Origin of the sequence: Pseudomonas sp. QE6, assembly GCF_041379005.1 — a bacterium.
In the GTDB taxonomy this organism is placed as follows: domain Bacteria; phylum Pseudomonadota; class Gammaproteobacteria; order Pseudomonadales; family Pseudomonadaceae; genus Pseudomonas.
The window spans coordinates 1,018,812-1,035,997 of record NZ_CP166873.1; the positions used below are offsets into that span (position 1 = coordinate 1,018,812).

The 17,186-nt window shown below is 62.9% G+C and carries 20 protein-coding genes and 1 pseudogene; 7 read left to right on the top strand and 14 right to left on the bottom strand.

All coding sequences use genetic code 11. From position 1 onward, the window contains the following. Positions 1 to 140 precede the first annotated feature (140 nt). The 3 genes from ACAW63_RS04545 to ACAW63_RS04555 form a co-directional block, all read right to left on the bottom strand. Positions 141 to 617 (bottom strand): Bro-N domain-containing protein, encoded by a 477-nt coding sequence (locus ACAW63_RS04545; protein WP_371231971.1) that lies wholly within the window; start codon positions 615 to 617, stop codon positions 141 to 143. Between the two features lie 363 nt (positions 618 to 980). After that, on the bottom strand, positions 981 to 1,385 hold the full coding sequence (locus ACAW63_RS04550; RefSeq protein ID WP_371231973.1) for a VOC family protein: 405 nt from the start codon (positions 1,383 to 1,385) through the stop codon (positions 981 to 983). 139 nt (positions 1,386 to 1,524) lie between these two features. Beyond that, positions 1,525 to 2,019 carry a winged helix-turn-helix transcriptional regulator gene (locus tag ACAW63_RS04555; RefSeq protein ID WP_371231974.1) on the bottom strand — a complete coding sequence of 165 codons (495 nt, stop codon included), beginning with the start codon at positions 2,017 to 2,019 and terminating at the stop codon, positions 1,525 to 1,527. Between the two features lie 106 nt (positions 2,020 to 2,125). Here ACAW63_RS04555 and fabF point away from each other — a divergent pair, with 106 nt between their 5' ends. Together fabF and ACAW63_RS04565 are read left to right on the top strand one after the other, a co-directional pair. Continuing rightward, on the top strand, positions 2,126 to 3,394 hold the full coding sequence (fabF, locus tag ACAW63_RS04560; protein ID WP_371231975.1) for a beta-ketoacyl-ACP synthase II: 1,269 nt from the start codon (positions 2,126 to 2,128) through the stop codon (positions 3,392 to 3,394). 137 nt (positions 3,395 to 3,531) lie between these two features. After that, positions 3,532 to 3,678 carry a hypothetical protein gene (locus ACAW63_RS04565; RefSeq protein WP_371231976.1) on the top strand — a complete coding sequence of 49 codons (147 nt, stop codon included), beginning with the start codon at positions 3,532 to 3,534 and terminating at the stop codon, positions 3,676 to 3,678. Between the two features lie 129 nt (positions 3,679 to 3,807). Here the strand turns inward: ACAW63_RS04565 and ACAW63_RS04570 are convergent, their stop codons facing one another. The 6 genes and pseudogenes from ACAW63_RS04570 to ACAW63_RS04595 all read right to left on the bottom strand — a co-directional run bounded on the left by ACAW63_RS04570 (position 3,808) and on the right by ACAW63_RS04595 (position 8,443). Then, positions 3,808 to 4,212, bottom strand: coding sequence for an Imm63 family immunity protein (locus tag ACAW63_RS04570; protein ID WP_371231977.1), 405 nt, complete (start codon positions 4,210 to 4,212; stop codon positions 3,808 to 3,810). A 62-nt stretch (positions 4,213 to 4,274) separates the two neighbouring features. Further along, positions 4,275 to 4,961, bottom strand: a complete 687-nt coding sequence (locus ACAW63_RS04575) for a transposase (protein WP_371231979.1) — start codon at positions 4,959 to 4,961, stop codon at positions 4,275 to 4,277. A 915-nt stretch (positions 4,962 to 5,876) separates the two neighbouring features. Further along, entirely contained in the window at positions 5,877 to 6,563 is a 687-nt protein-coding gene (locus ACAW63_RS04580) for a transposase (protein WP_371231980.1), read from the bottom strand. 149 nt (positions 6,564 to 6,712) lie between these two features. Continuing rightward, positions 6,713 to 6,835 (bottom strand): annotated as a pseudogene (locus tag ACAW63_RS04585) (transposase); the annotation flags it as partial. A 188-nt stretch (positions 6,836 to 7,023) separates the two neighbouring features. Then, positions 7,024 to 7,272, bottom strand: a complete 249-nt coding sequence (locus ACAW63_RS04590) for a hypothetical protein (protein WP_207884921.1) — start codon at positions 7,270 to 7,272, stop codon at positions 7,024 to 7,026. Between the two features lie 286 nt (positions 7,273 to 7,558). Then, positions 7,559 to 8,443 (bottom strand): LysR family transcriptional regulator, encoded by an 885-nt coding sequence (locus ACAW63_RS04595; protein WP_371231982.1) that lies wholly within the window; start codon positions 8,441 to 8,443, stop codon positions 7,559 to 7,561. Positions 8,444 to 8,549: 106 nt separating this feature from the next. On the opposite strand from ACAW63_RS04595, the gene ACAW63_RS04600 reads away from it, so the two are divergent. Genes ACAW63_RS04600 through ACAW63_RS04610 form a run of 3 tightly spaced genes read left to right on the top strand, consistent with a single transcriptional unit; the run spans position 8,550 to position 10,603 of the window. After that, positions 8,550 to 8,708: a hypothetical protein gene (locus ACAW63_RS04600; protein WP_371231984.1), complete on the top strand. Its 159-nt coding sequence runs from the start codon at positions 8,550 to 8,552 to the stop codon at positions 8,706 to 8,708. A 13-nt stretch (positions 8,709 to 8,721) separates the two neighbouring features. Next, on the top strand, positions 8,722 to 9,954 hold the full coding sequence (locus ACAW63_RS04605; protein WP_371231986.1) for a molybdopterin-dependent oxidoreductase: 1,233 nt from the start codon (positions 8,722 to 8,724) through the stop codon (positions 9,952 to 9,954). Positions 9,955 to 9,970: 16 nt separating this feature from the next. Next, on the top strand, positions 9,971 to 10,603 hold the full coding sequence (locus ACAW63_RS04610; protein ID WP_371231988.1) for a c-type cytochrome: 633 nt from the start codon (positions 9,971 to 9,973) through the stop codon (positions 10,601 to 10,603). Here ACAW63_RS04610 and ACAW63_RS04615 read toward each other — a convergent pair. The 5 genes from ACAW63_RS04615 to choX all read right to left on the bottom strand — a co-directional run bounded on the left by ACAW63_RS04615 (position 10,600) and on the right by choX (position 15,063). After that, a complete protein-coding gene (locus ACAW63_RS04615; RefSeq protein WP_371231990.1) occupies positions 10,600 to 11,532 on the bottom strand; it encodes an alpha/beta hydrolase in 933 nt (310 codons plus the stop codon). The genes ACAW63_RS04610 and ACAW63_RS04615 overlap by 4 nt on opposite strands. A gap of 6 nt (positions 11,533 to 11,538) precedes the next feature. Then, complete coding sequence (locus tag ACAW63_RS04620; protein ID WP_371231992.1) at positions 11,539 to 12,015, bottom strand: thioesterase family protein; 477 nt, start codon at positions 12,013 to 12,015, stop codon at positions 11,539 to 11,541. A gap of 82 nt (positions 12,016 to 12,097) precedes the next feature. Next, the gene (locus ACAW63_RS04625; protein WP_371231993.1) at positions 12,098 to 13,063 is read right to left on the bottom strand and encodes an L-carnitine dehydrogenase; all 966 of its coding nucleotides are present in this window, start codon (positions 13,061 to 13,063) and stop codon (positions 12,098 to 12,100) included. A gap of 107 nt (positions 13,064 to 13,170) precedes the next feature. After that, on the bottom strand, positions 13,171 to 14,055 hold the full coding sequence (locus ACAW63_RS04630) for a 3-keto-5-aminohexanoate cleavage protein (RefSeq protein WP_371231995.1): 885 nt from the start codon (positions 14,053 to 14,055) through the stop codon (positions 13,171 to 13,173). Between the two features lie 69 nt (positions 14,056 to 14,124). Further along, complete coding sequence (gene choX / locus ACAW63_RS04635) at positions 14,125 to 15,063, bottom strand: choline ABC transporter substrate-binding protein (RefSeq protein WP_275609411.1); 939 nt, start codon at positions 15,061 to 15,063, stop codon at positions 14,125 to 14,127. A gap of 225 nt (positions 15,064 to 15,288) precedes the next feature. On the opposite strand from choX, the gene ACAW63_RS04640 reads away from it, so the two are divergent. Then, positions 15,289 to 16,263 carry a GlxA family transcriptional regulator gene (locus ACAW63_RS04640; protein WP_371231997.1) on the top strand — a complete coding sequence of 325 codons (975 nt, stop codon included), beginning with the start codon at positions 15,289 to 15,291 and terminating at the stop codon, positions 16,261 to 16,263. Positions 16,264 to 16,603: 340 nt separating this feature from the next. Continuing rightward, entirely contained in the window at positions 16,604 to 17,074 is a 471-nt protein-coding gene (locus ACAW63_RS04645) for a DUF1348 family protein (protein WP_371231999.1), read from the top strand. Positions 17,075 to 17,186: the final 112 nt, after the last annotated feature.

Sequence of the window (17,186 nt, forward strand, 5' to 3'; positions counted from 1 at the left end):
CCCTCTCCCTCAGGGAGAGGGTTGGGGTGAGGGCAATCTCGCGCGGAACTATCCCCCTTCGCGGGAGCGGGCTCGTCCGCGATCGCCTCAGCCGCACACCGGCCCCTGGTCGCGGCTAAATCAGCTCCTACGAAATGCGGCTACCGCCTTTCCAGCTCCATCAACCGCGCCGCGTCGACAACCCGCATCCACAGCCGCCCCTGCCACTCCAGCACTGCCACCGGCTGCCCCTGCATCTGCCGGAACTGATGGCGCGGCAACAGCGCATCGTGCTGCTCCGACTCCCGCAACACCGGCACCACCTCGTTGCTCAGCCACTGCCGCAGGCTGCGGTTCTCCGGGTGGTAGAAATGCAGCATCAGCAGCGTATACACACCACTTTCGCTCACCAGCAGTTCGTCCTCCTCCGCGCCCACCAGACGCTCCCAGCGCGACTGGTCCGGATCCAGCTTCTGCACCACGCGCGGGCTCAGGTGGCCGGCCGTGAGCTTGACCAGGTCACGCAGGACGAACCACGCCTGCTGATCGAGCAGCACGCCGCGCAGACGTCGGCTGTAACGATGGAAGAAATGAGGTCTCAGGCCTTCATCGGCCGTTAAGAACGTCGACGTATTCATGCTGTAGCTCCTTGCTCAGGACAGGAGGCCGCCGCCCGAAACATTCGGAAGGGGGGCGGACCGTGCAAGGGTGGAAAACCAGCTCATACGAACGAAAACCGGCCGGACCAAGGTCCGCCTTACACGGTCCGCCATAGACAACCAGACCCAATCAGGTCCATTGGGACTGAGCGCTTCTGCCATAGCGGGTGTATTCGTATGAGCTCAGGTTTCCACACCTGACCACGCCGAAACGCGGTACAAGGAACGCTACGCAGAGGGCTTGTAAGACCGCAACGCCGGCGCAGTGTAGGGCGTTTCCCGAATCAGCCAAGGCAACGAACCCCGACCGGGAAGGATTTTCCGCAGCAGGAGAACCCCGTCTCAGGCACTCAGCGGCAGACTGAGCTGCCACGACACCCCGAACCTGTCGCTTACCCAGCCAAAGCGCCGGCTGAAGCCGTAATCCCCCAACGGCATATAGACCCGCCCACCTTCCGCCAGCACGTCGAAGATCCGATCCAGCACATCCTGCGAGTCGAACTCCACGAAGATCGAACTGGACGGCGTGAAATCGAAGTCATGCTTCACCGGGCTGTCCGAGCACATGAACGCCTGCCCGCATACCACGAAGCGCGCCACCTTGATGCTCCCCTCCGGCCCGGGCTCACCGGCGGCGTAGCGCTCCACGTGCAGCACGCGGGAGTCGGGGAAGGTGGCAAGGTACAAATCCAGCGCCGGCTGCGCGGCACCGCCCTGGAACATGAGGAAGGGGGTGGCTTGGGTCATGACGGCTCTCCTTCGGTTGAAGGGGGCAGTCTAGGTCACCCCGCGATTGGCGCAGAAAGACGTGATGAGCGGGAGCAGAAACAGCCAGGATGAGTTCTCGGTAGGCCGTTTCCGAGACGATGCGTTTGCCATCGGTCCACTACTTCAGCGACGCCTTCATGAGCTGCAGTCTCTCGACAATCCCCTGACTGGCGCCAGGCCCGGCCGCCAGGTCGCATTCATCCCAGGGCACCACCCTGCCGTCCACCTCATCGACCATCATGGGACGCAGCGGCCTTCCTGAAGTCCTGTCCACAACCTGTACGGCGACCTCATCCGCGACGAAGTGCTGATTGCCCCAGGCGATCAGTGCATAAAGCACGACCTGCAGATCCCTCCCTTTCCCGGTCGGGATGTACTCGTGCCGGAGCGGTTTGACGCAGTAGGCGCGGCGCTCCAGCAGTCCAGCCTCCACGAGCGCGTTGAGCCTGCGGGTCAGCATGTTGGGAGCGATGTTCAGGCTTCTGGAGAACTCGTCGAACCGGGACACCCCCTGCAGCGCGTCGCGCATGATCAGCAGGCTCCACCATTCGCCAACCTGCTCCAGGCTGAGGGCGATCGGGCATAGGGAGTCGGAGAGGGTCTTACGCTGCATAGGCATCGCTCATGGTTGTCCGGAAAAAATCCGTTCCGGATGTGACTTTCATTATGATAGTAACTTCCTTTACCCAGGTATTTAACCGCAAAGGAGCGAAGCCTTCATGAGAAAGCGTGTCGTCGTTACCGGAATGGGGGCGGTTACACCGCTCGGTCGGGGTGTTGAGCTCGTATGGCAGCGACTGCTGGCGGGCGCCTCGGGCATTCGTGCGCTGCCAGAGGAGCTGATTGGCGACCTGGCCGTGCGCATCGGCGGCCAGGTCCCCGGCCTTGAGACAGATCCTCTGGGCGGGTTTGACCCTGACAGCGTTCTTTCCCAGAAGGAGCAGCGCAAGGTCGATCGCTTCATCCTGTTCGCACTGGCCGCAGCGGAAGACGCCCTGACACAGGCCCAATGGGCGCCGACCTCCGCCATCGAGCAGGAGCGCACCGCCACGATCATCGCCTCGGGCATCGGTGGCTTCCCGGCCATTGCGGACGCGGTGCGTACCACCGACAGCAAAGGCCCACGCCGTCTCTCGCCGTTCACCATACCGTCCTTCCTCTGCAACCTCGCCGCCGGCCAGGTCTCCATCCGCCACCATCTGAAAGGTCCCCTCGGGGCGCCGGTCACGGCCTGTGCCGCTGGCGTACAGGCCATTGGTGACGCGGCTCGCATGATCAGGTCCGGCGAAGTGGACATCGCGCTGTGTGGGGGCGCAGAAGCCGCCATTCACAGGGTCAGCCTCGCGGGTTTTGCCGCCGCGCGAACCTTGGCGAGCGCTTTCAACGACACCCCTGAAAAAGCCTCTCGCCCCTTCGATAGCGCGCGGGATGGCTTCGTCATGAGCGAGGGCGCGGGCCTGCTGGTGATCGAAGAACTCGAGCACGCCCTGGCACGCGGAGCCACGCCCATTGCGGAACTGGTCGGCTATGGAACCAGCGCCGACGCCTACCACATCACCTCGGGGCCGGAAGATGGAGACGGCGCCCAACGGGCCATGCGCCAGGCATTGCAGCAAGGCGGCGTCGCGCCGGACCAGGTCGGCCACCTGAACGCACATGCCACGTCGACCCCTGTTGGCGACAACGCCGAGCTGGCGGCGATAAAGGCCGTCTTCGGCGAGACCTCGCCCGTCATCAGCGCCACCAAATCCTCCACGGGCCACCTGCTCGGCGCGGCGGGAGGGATCGAGGCCATCTTCACGGTGCTGGCACTGCGGGACCAGGTAGCACCACCGACACTGAACCTGGAGAACGCCGATCCCTCCTCCGAGGGCTTGAACATCGCCCGCACCAGCACAGCGCTGGCGACCGAATACGCGCTGTCGAATGGATTCGGGTTCGGCGGTGTAAACGCCAGCGTTCTGTTCAGGAAATGGCAGGGTGAGTAGCGGGCGTTAGCTGGCAGGTGGACAGTGGGGAAGGGAGTTTCGGCGGCTCGACCGTGGGCACTTCCCCACCTCGGGCAGGGAAATTGATCGGGACGCTTGGACGGAACATGGAAATCGGCGCACAGGAAGGGCCTCCCGTGCGCCCGATCATCAGGGCCTGGGCACCAACGCCGGCAGCAGCTGGCGCGCGAAAAAAGGAAAAAAGGAAAAAAGGAAAAAAGGAAAAAGGGGACAGATTTGTTTTCTTTACTCTAATGCTGACCCGCCAGACCGTTTTAGAGTAGAAAAATAAATCTGTCCCCTTTTCACTCAGTATTCTAACCATTACCCGCCGGATATATTTATAGCGGAAAAATAAATCTGTCCCCTTTTCTTTTCTTTTCGTCCCTTTTCTTCGGTCCCCTTTTCTTCGCTCAGTCGGTGTATGGATTGGACTGCAGTATCCTTTCTATATCTTGACCGACCATATCCCCCCACCTTGGATCAATTTCCTTCATTAGTTCTATTCTTTTGGAAAAATAGATTCTCCTTGAATCCTGCCCCTCAACTCTATGATGCAACTCGTAGTCCATAGCCAACCTTGATACCACTCGATCAAGAATCCAATAAAGCAAGACATCAAGAGATGGCGCAACCTTATTAAATAATTCATAGCCACGCTCAGAGGAAATATAATGAAATACTCCATTATCAATTCTCACATAAGGAGTTCCGTCATCTACGGATTTATCATGCACTACCAATAATGTTCTTGGTGCATTTAGCCTTCCCCCAAGCTCATAAACTTTCTCTTGAATATTAATCAATTGGATGCTCATTGTTTAACCTGCTTCAAATATCCATTATCAATAGAGGAAAAATGGGGACAGATTTATTTTCCCTACTCTAATTTTGGCCTACCCTGACCTCGCCGCTCAATCCGAACCCCAGCAATCCTCTCTATCTCATCCACAAAGAGAGAGTTGCCCGTCAACTGTCCCCTCTGCAATGCATCGCGAATCAGTTGAGTCTCTTCATCGTGGGCAGTCTGATTGAGAAAGGAGCGATAACGGTCACAACGCTCATCTTCAGAATTGCCAAGCGCCTCAAAGCATGGATCGATATCCAACCACATAGAGGCAAGCCCCACGTGTTGGGTATAACTGGACCACGGGTATTCAGCAGCATGCCGTACTAACTTAGCGCGAACAGGGTTTAGCTCTATATAGCGACTACATGCTAACAAGTAGGCGTCCGACTGCACCACACTGGATTTGAAGCGACTTTCCCACAAGGTTCCGCTACGACCCTCCAGGCGGTTTCGATATCGGGTCATCCGAGCGGAGAGCGTTTTCATCAATTGGCTCAATCCGGCTACAGACTCATCTGGCGCTAGAAGCAGATGCACGTGATTGGTCATCAGGCAGTATGCATAGACCTTTACGCCAAATGCGTCCTTCAGCTCACGGAGATCAGAAAGGTAGCGTTCGTAGTCCTTCCGCTCAGCGAAGACCACCTGCCGGTTATGGCCCCGCTGAACTATATGGTGGGGGTAATTTGGCAGCATGACACGGCCAATCCTGGGCATCGTACTCTCCATACGTCCTTAGCACCGGAGCAAGACTGCCACGCCTAACTATGCACAGTCGCCTTCACATCGGCCGAGATTAGAGTAGGAAAAATAAATCTGTCCCCTTTTCTCGTTTTCTCGGACCAGGAAATTGATTGGGATGCTTGGACGGGGCATAGAAAAAGGGGGAAAAAGGAGGGACAGATTTATTTTCTTTACTCTAATCCTGACCCACCAACCAGATTTAGAGTAGAAAAATAAATCTGTCCCCTTTTCCCGTCGTCCCCTTTTCCCGTCCTTTTCCTCCTGTCCCCTTTTCCTCCTGAGCGGATAGCTGCCGGCGCGACCTCGCCCTGTGAAAAGCCACCTGTCCACGGTACAGACGAACCCGGCTGGCCGGGTGCTGGAAAAGTCAGGAGATCGCGGGTTTACCACAGAGGAAGTCAGTCGAAAAACCGACAGGCGGGAGGTGGCAAAGCGGGATTTCAGTGGTCCGTCCACGAAAAACATCCCCGCCAGCAGGCGGGGAAAGTGGTTTGGACGCTTGGACGGGACAGAGCGTTACAACGGATTTTCTTTTAGGTAAGACCTTAAGTCTTTATCTGCAATTCCTGGAGCCCCGACATTCAACCAAGCTTCAAACTCTTCAGGATGCGGACTTAAATATTTACCGTTCTTTTGCTGAGTTATTGAAATATCACCAAACTCTGACACAAACCTTAAATGATGAACCATCAAAATCCAAACCCTTCTAAGCTCCGGACTCTGCGGGCCCCTTCCGAAGCATCCGAGATATAAACAGAATCACCTTCAACAAAGTCAAGAACGTCTTTCACTCTGCCAGAGCTAATTAGGCTTCTGATTATTTCAACCTTTCCCATGACCTAGCCTCACTGAAGAAACTTAGAAAAAAAGGGGACAGATTTATTTTCCCTACTCTAATTTTGGCCTGCCCTGACCTCGCCGCTCAATCCGAACCCCAGCAATCCTCTCTATCTCATCCACAAAATGAGAGTTGCCCGTCAACTGTCCCCTCTGCAATGCATCGCGAATCAGTTGAGTCTCTTCATCGTGGGCAGTCTGATTGAGAAAGGAGCGATAACGGTCACAACGCTCATCTTCAGAATTGCCAAGCGCCTCAAAGCATGGATCGATATCCAACCACATAGAGGCAAGCCCCGCGTGTTGGGTATAACTGGACCACGGGTATTCAGCAGCATGCCGTACTAACTTAGCGCGAACAGGGTTTAGCTCTATATAGCGACTACATGCTAACAAGTAGGCGTCCGACTGCACTACGCTGGATTTGAAGCGACTTTCCCACAAGGTTCCGCTGCGACCCTCCAGGCGGTTTCGATATCGGGTCATCCGAGCGGAGAGCGTTTTCATCAATTGGCTCAATCCGGCTACAGACTCATCTGGCGCTAGAAGCAGATGCACGTGATTGGTCATCAGGCAGTATGCATAGACCTTCACGCCAAATGCGTCCTTCAGTTCACGGAGATCAGAAAGGTAGCGTTCGTAGTCCTTCCGCTCAGCGAAGACCACCTGCCGGTTATGGCCCCGCTGAACTATATGGTGGGGGTAATTGGGCAGCATGACACGGCCAATCCTGGGCATCGCCCTCTCCACACGTCCTTAGCACCGGAGCAAGACTGCCACGCCTAACTATGCACAGTCGCCTTCACATCGGCCGAGATTAGAGTAGGAAAAATAAATCTGTCCCCTTTTCCGTGTCCCCTTTTCCGTCCTTTTCCGTCCTTCAGCTCACGGAGATCAGAAAGGTAGCGTTCGTAGTCCTTCCGCTCAGCGAAGACCACCTGCCGGTTATGGCCCCGCTGAACTATATGGTGGGGGTAATTTGGCAGCATGACACGGCCAATCCTGGGCATCGTACTCTCCATACGTCCTTAGCACCGGAGCAAGACTGCCACGCCTAACTATGCACAGTCGCCTTCACATCGGCCGAGACTAGAGTAGGAAAAATAAATCTGTCCCCTTTTCCGTCCTTGAAGGATGTAAGCCTTTTCCTATTCTTAAGGATTCGGCGCACAGGAACAGTCTCCCGTGCGCCCGGTCATCAGGGCCTGGGCACCAACGCCGGCAGCAGCTGGCGGGAGATCGCCTCGCGCACCGCGGGCAGCAGGGTGGCGTTGCCGACCAGCAGCTCCTCCACCAGGCGGCGCAGGGCCATGGAGCGCTCCGGAGTCAGGGCACGCACGGCGTATTCGCAGGCCTGCTCGGCGGTGACGTCCGGCGGCACGGCGAAGCCCAGCGCCTGCAGGCGTTCACGGAAATCGTCCTGGTCAATCAGGTCGGCGTGCATCATGGCAGTTCTCCTGGAGCGGCTTGGGTTTTCCCCGATTCTGGTAAGCCCGGCGAGGGGCGGCAAGCACCCGGATGACTGAATGTCCTCAACGGGCACGCGCAGGTCGTTTTCGGCTAATCGCACCGGCAACCCGACAGGCAGACTCCAATCCATGCACAACCCGCGCGCCTTGCCGGCCCGGGCTTTGAACACACTGAGAGCCCGATACCGGCTCGCTTTGTCCCCTGTCACGCGTCGGGCGTCCCAGGGGATTTTTTTTGCCTTCGATTCGGCCGGCCTCGGGCGGCTAGACACCGTTGCGGCAGTGCTGCCAGAAGGATTCGAAGCCCGGCGAGAGGAACTTGCAGCGCTGGCGCAGCATGTAGAAGCGCCGGCGCAGCGGCGGCAGGCTGCTGCGCAGCTCCACCAGCGCACCCGATGCCAGCTGTTCCTCGACCACCCAGCGCGACAGGCAGCTGATCCCCAGCCCGGCGGCGACGCTGTGCTTGATGGCCTCTGAGCTGCCCAGGTCCAGGCTGTCCTCCAGGTAGTGCAGGTGGCTCAGCAGGGCGTGGCTGACCTCCTCGCGCGTGCCCGAGCCCGGCTCGCGCAGCAGCCAGCGGGCGCGGCGCAACGCCTCGCGGGAGACCTGCGTGCGCGACGCCAGCGGATGTCCCGGCGCCGCCACCACGATGAGGCTGTCTTCCAGCCAGGGCTCCACCAGCAAACCCGGCTCGTGGCAGGGACCTTCGATCAGGCCGACGTCCGCGGAAAACGCCACCACCTCCGCCACCGCCGCGCCGGTATTGCCGATGTGCGCGTTCACCCGGACGCCCGGCTGCACCTGGTCGAACGACGCCAGCAGGCGCGGCAGGACATAGTTACCGATGGTGCTGCTGGCGGCCACCGTGATGCTCGCCTGGGGATTTTCGGAAGCGCTGAACTGCTGTTCCAGCTGCGTCATGGCATCCAGCAGGCGTTGCGCCTGGGGCAGGAAGCGACGGCCGACCTCGCTCAGTTGCAGGCGCTTGCCGACCCGGTCGAACAGGCGCGTGGAGAGTTGCGATTCCAGCTCATTGAGGGCCGCGCTGGTGGCCGATTGCGACAGCGAAATGGATTCCGCCGCCGCAGTGGTGCTGCCGGTGCGGGCCACTGCGCAGAAGATCTGGAGTTGGCGAAAGCTCAGGGCCATGGACTTATCTACCTGTTTTTCAGGTATTTAATACAGGAACTATTCGTTTAACAAATTAAAACCCGGCACTTACCGTGCTCCCGTGACCTCACCTGAGGAGCGAAGGATGCACACCCTCACTGCCGGGACCCGACCACGGAACCGGAACCTGCTGTTCTGCCTGCCCCTGGGCGCCGCCCTTGCCTGTGCGGCGACCCTCCCCGGAATGCTCGCCTGGCCGTCCTGCAGCGGCGTCGGCGTTCTGCTCCGACTGATCCTGGTATGAAGGAGCCAACCGTATGAGCGATTCCCGGCAGCGCGGCGGCTTCGATCGCCGCCAGTTCCTCCAGGCCGCCCTGCTCGCAGGCGCGGGCCTGGCTACCCAACCGCTCCAGGCACTGGCGGCGAACGTCGCCCGGCAGCCCTTCGGCAATGGCGACCGGGAGTTGGTCGCCTATCCGCAGAAGCGCCCGCTGATGCGCATCACCACCCGTCCCCCGCATCTGGAGACGCCGTTCGAAGTCTTCAATGAAAGCCTGCTGACGCCCAACGATGCCTTCTTCGTGCGCTATCACCTGGCCAACATTCCCACCCGCATCGACCCGGCCAGTTATCGCCTGCGCGTACATGGCCAGGTGCGCCAGGCGCTGGACCTCGACCTGGCGACGCTGAAGTCGCTGGGCGAGGCCGTCACCGTGGTCGCGGTCAACCAGTGTTCCGGCAATAGCCGGGGCTATTTCGAGCCGCGCGTCTTCGGCGCCCAGCTGGGCCATGGGTCGATGGGCAACGCGCGCTGGGTCGGCCTGCCGTTGCGCACCCTGCTGAACCACGCCGGCGTGCTCGATGGCGCCCGCCAGGTCACCTTCCGGGGCCTCGACCAACCGGTGTTGCCGGCCACGCCGAGCATGACCAAGGCCATCGATGTCGAGCATGCCCTCAGTGCCGAGCCGCTGATCGCCTGGAGCATGAACGGCGAGGACCTGCCCTTCCTCAATGGCTACCCGTTGCGCCTGGTGTTGCCGGGCTACTTCGGCACTTACTGGATCAAGCACCTGAGCGAGATCGAGGTCATCGACCATGAGTTCGACGGCTTCTTCATGCAGAAGGCCTACCGCGTCCCCGACAACGACTGCCAGTGCCTGCCCGCCGGCAGTGCGCTGGGCGCCAGCCGCCCCATCGGTCGCCTTCCGGTGCGCTCCTTCGTGACCAGCCTGCGCGAGGGGCAGACCCTGCAGCAGGGACAGAACCAGGCCCTGCGCGGGATCGCCTTCGACGGTGGTAGCGGCATCCGCAGCGTGGAGATCTCCGACGACGGCGGGCGCAACTGGCAACCCACGCAACTCGGCGAGGACCTGGGCAACTACTCGTTCCGCGAATGGCGCACCGATTGGCGGCCGCGTCAGCGCGGGGTCATTCATTTGCTGGTGCGGGCCCATAACGCACGGGGCGAAACGCAGCCTGCGGAGCCGACCTGGAACCCCGGCGGCTATGCCCGTCACTCGATCGAAGCATTGCCGCTGCACATCATCTAGAACAGGAACGCCCGCCATGCCTGCAATCAGATTCCTGCTCGCACTCGCCTGCTCCGGCCTGCTGGCGACCGCTGTCCGGGCCGAGCCCGTGAGCATCGAGTTACCCGAGGAAACAGCGCGCCTGACGCCATCGGAACTGCCCGGCTACACCATCGCCAACCAGAAATGCACCCTTTGCCATTCGGCGGACTACATCCAGTTGCAGCCTCCCGGCATGAACGAAAGCCAATGGCGCGGAGAAGTCGCGAAGATGCAGCACGCCTACGGTGCACCGGTCGACGATCGCCAGGCCGATGCGATCGCCGCCTACCTGGCCGACGCCTATTCCGGCAAGCCCCGCGCCCAGGCCGTCGCCACAGCACCGGCGTCACTGCCAGCCAGCCCGGCGAAGCAGGATGCCCGCAGCCTGCTCGACGCCAACGGCTGCCTGGGCTGCCACGCCCTCGACCGCACGGTGGTCGGCCCGGCCTACCAGGCGGTGGCCGAGCGCTACCGGGGCGATCCGCAGGCGCTACGGAGCGTGACCGAGCACATTCGCCAGGGCGGCGTCGGCCGCTGGGGGCAGATTCCGATGCCACCCTTCCCCGCGCTGGACGACGTGCAAGTGAAGACGCTCGCCGAATTCATCCTCGGCCAGCCGACGCCCTAGTTCCCGAGGAAGCCCCGCAGTGCCTGGTAGAGCGCCCGGTACAGGGTTTCCACCTCCTCCACGCCGCGAGCGCGCAAGGCGCCATGCACCAGGCCGACGCCGGGAAAGAACTCCGCGTCGACATCGGCCTCGTGCAACGCCTCGCAGTATCGCTCCCCGTCATCACGCAGCGGGTCGAACTCGGCGACGGCGACGAATGCCGGCGGCAGGCCACGGAAGTCGCGGGCCCGCAATGGCAGCGCCAGCGGATCGCGCCGGTCGCCGGCATGGGGCAGGTAGGCCGCCAGGCAGGCGTCGAGGTCCGTCCGCGACAGCAGTGGCGCATCGGCACAGGAGTTCCGCGAGGGGGTCTGGGTGTCGCCCAGGGCGGGGTAGACCAGCGCTTGTCCACAGGGTAGCGGCTCGCCTGCCTCACGCAGGGCCAGACACAAGGCGGCGGCAAGATTTCCGCCGGCGCTATCGCCCATCACCAGCAACCGCGAGGTATCGACCGGCTCGCCCAGGCTGCCGTTGCGCAGGCGCCGCCAGACGGCGAGGCAATCATCCAGCGCGGCGGGGTAGGGGTGCTCCGGCGCCAGCCGATAATCCACCGCCACCACCAGCGCGCCCAGCTCGAGCGCCAGCTCGGCGGTGATGAACTCATGGGAGCCCAGGCCGCCCAGCATCCAGCCGCCGCCGTGCAGGTAGAGCACGGTGGGCCAGCCGGTAGCCGGTGGCAGGTCAGTCGGACGGTACAGGCGTACGGTGGGCAGGCGGTCCAGGCACAGCTCGCTGATACGCAAGCCCGGCGGACGCGGCGGTGTGAAGGCCGCCGCCATGCGCTCGTAGGCCGCGCGCTGGGCAGTGATGGAGGGATCGCTTTCGGCGTAGGACCGGGTCCTCGCGACGAAAGCCTGCAGGGCATCGGACAGCGGATAGCGCCGCGCCATCGGCGATCAGCCCGGCAGGCCGATGGTGCGCCCGACATGGTCCGGGCGCGGCAGCGGACGATGCGCCTCGGCCAGTGCCAGCACCCGTTCGAGCACCACGCCCTCGAAGGGCGCCGAGCGCGCGCCGCCGTCGAGGTTCACGTGCAGCAGCATCTGTTCGCTGGCGGCCAGGGCGAGGTCTTCGCCGGCGCGATGCAGGCTGTGGAAGATATGCAGGCGCTTGCGGTCATGGGCGATCAGCTGGGTGCGCACTTCCACCTTTTCGCCTTCCTTCACTTCGTGCAGGTAGTTGAGGTGGACTTCGAGGGTGAACAGCGAGTTGTGGGTCAGCGCGCGGTTGTCCGCGTCCAGGCCCAGGTGATCCATCAGGGCATCGGTGGCGTAGCTGAACAGCAGCAGGTAGAAGGCGTCGCGCAGGTGGCCGTTGTAGTCGGTCCACTCGGCGAGGATGGGCGTTTCGTAGGTTTTCAGGGCGTGGGTCATGTTCGCGTCCGAAGAGCCCCTCTCCCCGGCCCTCTCCCTGAAGGGAGAGGGGGTGGTTTGGAGCGAATGATGAACCGTGAGGTTAGTCGGCGAAGGCGAAGCCGTGTTTCGCCTTGGTGTCCTTGATGGCACCAAGCACCGCCAGCAGGCAATCGTCACGGTAGCGCTCGAGCTCGGCGATGCTGCGCGAGCCTTGCTGTTCGGAGGTGCCTTCCACCACGCGGTCGATCAGGGTGTCGGTCAGCTCGGGGGCTGGCAGGTAGGTCCAGGGCAGTTGCAGCGCCGGGCCGAACTGGGCCATGAAGTGGCGCATCCCGGCGTTGCCGCCGGCCAGGGTGTAGGTGAGGAAGGTGCCCATGAAGGACCAGCGCAGGCCGGCGCCGAAGCGGATCGCATCGTCGATCTCGCCGGTGCTGGCGACACCGTCGTTGACCAGGTGCAGCGCCTCGCGCCAGAGCGCTTCGAGCAGGCGGTCGGCGATGAAGCCGGGGACTTCCTTGCGCACGTGCAGCGGGCGCATGCCGAGGGATTCGTAGACCTTGATGGCGGCCTGCACCGCTTCGGGCGCGGTCTTCTCGCCGCCCACCACTTCCACCAGCGGCAGCAGGTAGACCGGGTTGAACGGGTGGCCGACCACGCAACGCTCGGGGTGCGTGGCGTCGGCGTAGAACTCGCTGGGCAGCAGGCCGGAGGTGCTGGAGCCGATCAGCGCATTGGGGCGGGCCGCGGCGCTGATCTTGGCGTGCAGCTCGCACTTGAGGTCGAGGCGTTCGGGGGCGCTTTCCTGGATGAAGTCGGCGTCGCGCACGCATTCTTCGATGGTGGGAACGAAGCGCAGGCGATCCTGCGAGGCGCCGGGAGCCAGGCCCGCCTTTTCCAGCGCCGGCCAGGCGTTGGCGATGCGCGCGCGCAGGGCGGCTTCGGCGCCAGGGGCCGGGTCCCAGGCGATGACGTCGAGGCCGTGGGCCAGGGCGCGGGCGACCCAGCCGCTGCCGATAACGCCGCTGCCGAGGGCGGCGAAGGTTTTGATTTCGGTGATGAAGGACATGGCGACTCCAGCGAATTGGGGCGTTGTGGCTGGAGCGAACCCGTTGGCGAATGGCCCGCTGCGGGCTTTCGCGGACAAGGTCCGCTCCTACGAAGAGCGGTTCGGGATCAGCGCGGCTTGAGGTTCATCTTCTTGCGCCCCTCGGCCGGGGTCAGGGCGCGGCCGCCGAGACGTTCAATGATCTCGATGGCGCGTTCGACCAGTTGGCCGTTGCTGGCATGCACGCCGCGGTCGAGCCAGATGTTGTCCTCCAGGCCGACGCGCACGTTGCCGCCCAGCAGCATGGCCTGGGCGACCATGGGCATCTGCGAGCGACCGATGCCGAAGCCGGCCCAGGTCAGGCCCGGCGGCAGGTTGTCGGCCATGGCCTTCATGGTGGTGGTGTCGGCCGGCGCGCCCCACGGGATGCCGAGGCAGATCTGGATCAGCGGGTCTTCCAGCAGGCCTTCCTTGAGCATCTGCTTGGCGAACCAGAGGTGGCCGGTGTCGAAGATTTCCAGCTCGGCCTTTACGCCCAGCTCGGTGATGCGCTTGGCGCCGGCACGCAGCTGGGCCGGGGTGGAGACGTAGATGAAGTCGCCGTCGCCGAAGTTCAGGGTGCCGCAGTCCAGGGTGCAGATTTCCGGCAGCAGTTCCTCGACGTGCTTGAGGCGCTCGATCGGACCGACCAGGTCGGTGCCGGCGCCGAATTCCAGCGGCTGTTCGCCCTTGCCGATCTCCAGGTCCCCGCCCATGCCGGCGGTGAGGTTGATGATGACGTCGGTGTCGCTCTCGCGGATGCGCTCCACCACTTCGCGATAGAGGTTCACGTCACGGCTGGGCTTGCCGGTCTGCGGGTCGCGCACGTGGCAGTGGGCGACGGTGGCGCCGGCCTTGGCAGCCTCGATGGCGGCAGCGGCGATTTCCTTGGGGGTGACGGGGATGGCCGGGTGCTTGCCGACGGTGTCGCCGGCGCCGGTCACCGCACAGGTGACGATGACTTCGTAGTTCACGGGGGAACTCCTTCTTGTGGGCGAGCGGGCCCCCTGCGCGGCGGTGCGCAGGGAGTCCTGTAGGGGGAGTTACTTGAGCGAGACCTGGACGGCGCCGAGGCCATCCTTGCCATCGAAGGTGGTGACGCCGGCGAGCCACTTCTGCAGCGACTCGGGGTGCGCCTTGAGCCAGGCCTTGGCGGCATCCACCGGCTGGGTGCGGTCGAGGATCGGCTCCATCACCTGGCTAACCTGTTCGCTGGTGAAGTTCAGGTTGTGCAGCAGCTTGGCGACGTTGGTGCACTGCTGCTGGTAGCCGCCGGCGGTCATGATGGAGACGGTGGCGGCGCCTTCGTTGGGACCGAAGGCGTCGTCGCTGCCGGTGAGGTATTTCATGTCGATCTGCAGGTTCATCGGGTGCGGTTTCCAGCCGAAGAACACCACCCACTGCTGGCGCTTGATGGCACGCTTGACGGCGGTGAGCATGCCGGCCTCGCTGGACTCGACGATCTGGAAGCCCTTCAGGCCGAACTTGTCGTCGGCGATCATCTTCGCGGTGATGCGGTTGGACCCGCTGCCCGGCTCGATCAGGTAGATCTTGTTGTCGAGCTTGTCCCTGAACTTGGCGATGTCGGCGAAGGTCTTCAGGCCGCCGTCGTAGACGTAGGTCGGCACGGCGTAGGTGGACTGCGCATCGGCCAGGGTCGCCGGGGTGATGACTTCGATCTGCTGCTTGTCGAGGTAAGGCTTGGCTACCGGTTGCATGGTCGGCTGCCAGTAGCCGAGGAAGAGGTCGAGCTGCTTGTCGGCCATGCCGGCGAGGATGATCTGCTGCGAGGCGCTGGTCTGCTTGACCTTGTAGCCCAGGCCGTCGAGCACGGCTTCGGCGATTGCACTGCTGGCCACCACGTCGGTCCAGTTCACCGACCCCATGCGCACGTTCTGGCATTGCGCGGGCTCGGCGGCCCAGGTGGTGTTGGCGGCGACTAACAGCGCGGCGCAGCCGACCGCTTTGATCGTTGACTTCATGACATCTCCCACAAGGCCTTTGCGGCGTTGGTTATCGTTGTTGTTTGTCATGCGGTCCCTCACGGCGGGACTGGTGTTCACGTTACGCAGCCGAAGACCCCGCGAATCGCACTGGGGCGACCAGCTCTTGCACAGCAGCGACCACCCCGATTGCCAGCGCCGGCGAATTGCACTATGCCAGTCGAATGCCTCCCGGCCGCCGCCTTGAATCGCACGGTACCCACCATGTCCCAAGACTTCTGGTTCCTGCTGTTGCCCGGCTTTTCCGTGATGGGTTTCGTCTCCGCCGTGGAGCCGCTGCGCGTGGCCAACCGCTTCCGCGGCGAGCTCTACCGCTGGCACCTGATGAGCCTGGACGGCGGGCCGGTGCTGGCCAGCAACGGCATGTCGATGAACGCCGACAGCGGCCTGGAAGCGCTCAAGAAAGGCGACACGCTGCTGGTGGTGGCCGGCTTCGAGCCCTTGCGCGCCTGCACCCCGGCATTGCTGCACTGGCTGAAACGACTCGACCGCGACGGCGTGACCCTGGGTGGTATCGACACCGGCAGCTTCGTGCTGGCCGAGGCGGGACTGCTGGCGCGCCAGCGCTGCACGGTGCACTGGGAGGCGCTGGAGGCCTTCCGGGAGACTTATCCACAGGTGCAGGCGACCCAGGAGCTGTTCGAGATCGACGGCCCGCGCATCACCTCCGCCGGCGGCACCGCGTCCATCGACCTGATGCTCGACCTGATCGCCCAGGACCACGGTGCGGAGCTGGCGGTGCAGGTTTCCGAGCAGTTCGTGGTCAGCCGTATCCGCACCCGCCAGGATCACCAGCGTCTGCAGGTGGCCAGCCGCTACGGGGTGACGAACCGCAAGCTGGTGCAGGTGATCGGCGAGATGGAGCGGCACACCGAGCCACCGCTCTCCACCCTGGAGCTGGCCGAGCACATCCGGGTCACCCGGCGCCAGCTGGAGCGGCTGTTCCGCCTGCACCTGAACGACACGCCATCGAACTTCTACCTCGGCCTGCGCCTGGACAAGGCGCGCCAGCTATTGCGCCAGACCGACATGAGCGTGCTGGAGGTCGGCGTGGCCTGCGGGTTCGAGTCGCCCTCCTACCTGTCACGCAGCTACCGGGCGAAGTTCGGGGTGTGTCCGAGCCAGGACCGGGTGGGGCTGCGCAAGGTCGTCGCCAAGGCCGTGATTCCGCAGGCATGAATACCCTGTAGGAGCGAGCTTGCTCGCGAACCGGAGCAACTGGCGGCACCGAGTTGGGCGAGTTCGCGAGCAAGCTCGCTCCTACGAAGAGCAACAACGCTGCGCAGCGATTGGCAGCGCGTGGGATGGGTGGAGCGAAGCGATACCCATGCTGTCGGTGCATGGGATCGATGGGTTTCGCTACGCTCTACGCCATCTGCAAGTGCGTGAACGACAGCTGCTCCTACCCAGTACGCCGTAGCGTGTTTGGCGATATCTGTGGGATCACCGTCATTTACCCCATCCGGGGCCGAGCGGAGTATGGACACCAGGTTCCCCCCTCACTGCCTTGGAGACCACCATGAGCGAAGCCCGTCCCCCTCTCCCGCCCTTCACCCGTGAAACCGCGATCCAGAAAGTCCGCCTCGCCGAGGACGGCTGGAACAGCCGCGATCCCCAGCGCGTCTCGCTGGCCTACACGCCGGACAGCCGCTGGCGCAACCGCGCGACCTTCGTCCAGGGCCGCGAGCAGATCGTCGCCTTCCTCACCGCCAAGTGGGTGCGCGAGCAGGAATACCGGTTGATCAAGGAACTCTGGGCCTTCACCGACAACCGCATCGCCGTGCGCTTCGCCTATGAGTGGCGCGACGACTCGGGCAACTGGTTCCGTTCCTACGGCAACGAGAACTGGGCGTTCGACGAGAACGGCCTGATGTTCGAGCGCCACGCCTGCATCAACGATCTGCCGATCCGCGAGGATGAGCGTCTGTTCCGCTGGCCGCAGGGGCGGCGGCCGGACGATCACCCGTCGCTCAGCGACCTGGGGCTGTAACGGCCGGAACGGGGACGGCAGGGGACTCGTACAGCGTCTATTCCGGCGGCAGGCTGTTTGCCCGCCCGCGAAGTTGAGCGAGCATGGCGCAACATGAAACGCAGGTCCGCGC

What these genes read in the sequence shown, in the direction of transcription:
- ACAW63_RS04550 (WP_371231973.1), bottom strand. Translation starts at nt 1,385, where the DNA reads ATGACCCAAGCCACCCCCTTCCTCATGTTCCAGGGCGGTGCCGCGCAG.
- ACAW63_RS04600 (WP_371231984.1), top strand. Translation starts at nt 8,550, where the DNA reads ATGCACACCCTCACTGCCGGGACCCGACCACGGAACCGGAACCTGCTG.
- ACAW63_RS04570 (WP_371231977.1), bottom strand. Translation starts at nt 4,212, where the DNA reads ATGAGCATCCAATTGATTAATATTCAAGAGAAAGTTTATGAGCTTGGG.
- ACAW63_RS04580 (WP_371231980.1), bottom strand. Translation starts at nt 6,563, where the DNA reads ATGCCCAGGATTGGCCGTGTCATGCTGCCCAATTACCCCCACCATATA.
- ACAW63_RS04555 (WP_371231974.1), bottom strand. Translation starts at nt 2,019, where the DNA reads ATGCAGCGTAAGACCCTCTCCGACTCCCTATGCCCGATCGCCCTCAGC.
- ACAW63_RS04620 (WP_371231992.1), bottom strand. Translation starts at nt 12,015, where the DNA reads ATGACCCACGCCCTGAAAACCTACGAAACGCCCATCCTCGCCGAGTGG.
- ACAW63_RS04625 (WP_371231993.1), bottom strand. Translation starts at nt 13,063, where the DNA reads ATGTCCTTCATCACCGAAATCAAAACCTTCGCCGCCCTCGGCAGCGGC.
- ACAW63_RS04595 (WP_371231982.1), bottom strand. Translation starts at nt 8,443, where the DNA reads ATGGCCCTGAGCTTTCGCCAACTCCAGATCTTCTGCGCAGTGGCCCGC.
- ACAW63_RS04610 (WP_371231988.1), top strand. Translation starts at nt 9,971, where the DNA reads ATGCCTGCAATCAGATTCCTGCTCGCACTCGCCTGCTCCGGCCTGCTG.
- ACAW63_RS04575 (WP_371231979.1), bottom strand. Translation starts at nt 4,961, where the DNA reads ATGCCCAGGATTGGCCGTGTCATGCTGCCAAATTACCCCCACCATATA.
- ACAW63_RS04545 (WP_371231971.1), bottom strand. Translation starts at nt 617, where the DNA reads ATGAATACGTCGACGTTCTTAACGGCCGATGAAGGCCTGAGACCTCAT.
- ACAW63_RS04615 (WP_371231990.1), bottom strand. Translation starts at nt 11,532, where the DNA reads ATGGCGCGGCGCTATCCGCTGTCCGATGCCCTGCAGGCTTTCGTCGCG.
- ACAW63_RS04590 (WP_207884921.1), bottom strand. Translation starts at nt 7,272, where the DNA reads ATGATGCACGCCGACCTGATTGACCAGGACGATTTCCGTGAACGCCTG.
- ACAW63_RS04645 (WP_371231999.1), top strand. Translation starts at nt 16,604, where the DNA reads ATGAGCGAAGCCCGTCCCCCTCTCCCGCCCTTCACCCGTGAAACCGCG.
- ACAW63_RS04640 (WP_371231997.1), top strand. Translation starts at nt 15,289, where the DNA reads ATGTCCCAAGACTTCTGGTTCCTGCTGTTGCCCGGCTTTTCCGTGATG.
- choX (WP_275609411.1), bottom strand. Translation starts at nt 15,063, where the DNA reads ATGAAGTCAACGATCAAAGCGGTCGGCTGCGCCGCGCTGTTAGTCGCC.
- fabF (WP_371231975.1), top strand. Translation starts at nt 2,126, where the DNA reads ATGAGAAAGCGTGTCGTCGTTACCGGAATGGGGGCGGTTACACCGCTC.
- ACAW63_RS04605 (WP_371231986.1), top strand. Translation starts at nt 8,722, where the DNA reads ATGAGCGATTCCCGGCAGCGCGGCGGCTTCGATCGCCGCCAGTTCCTC.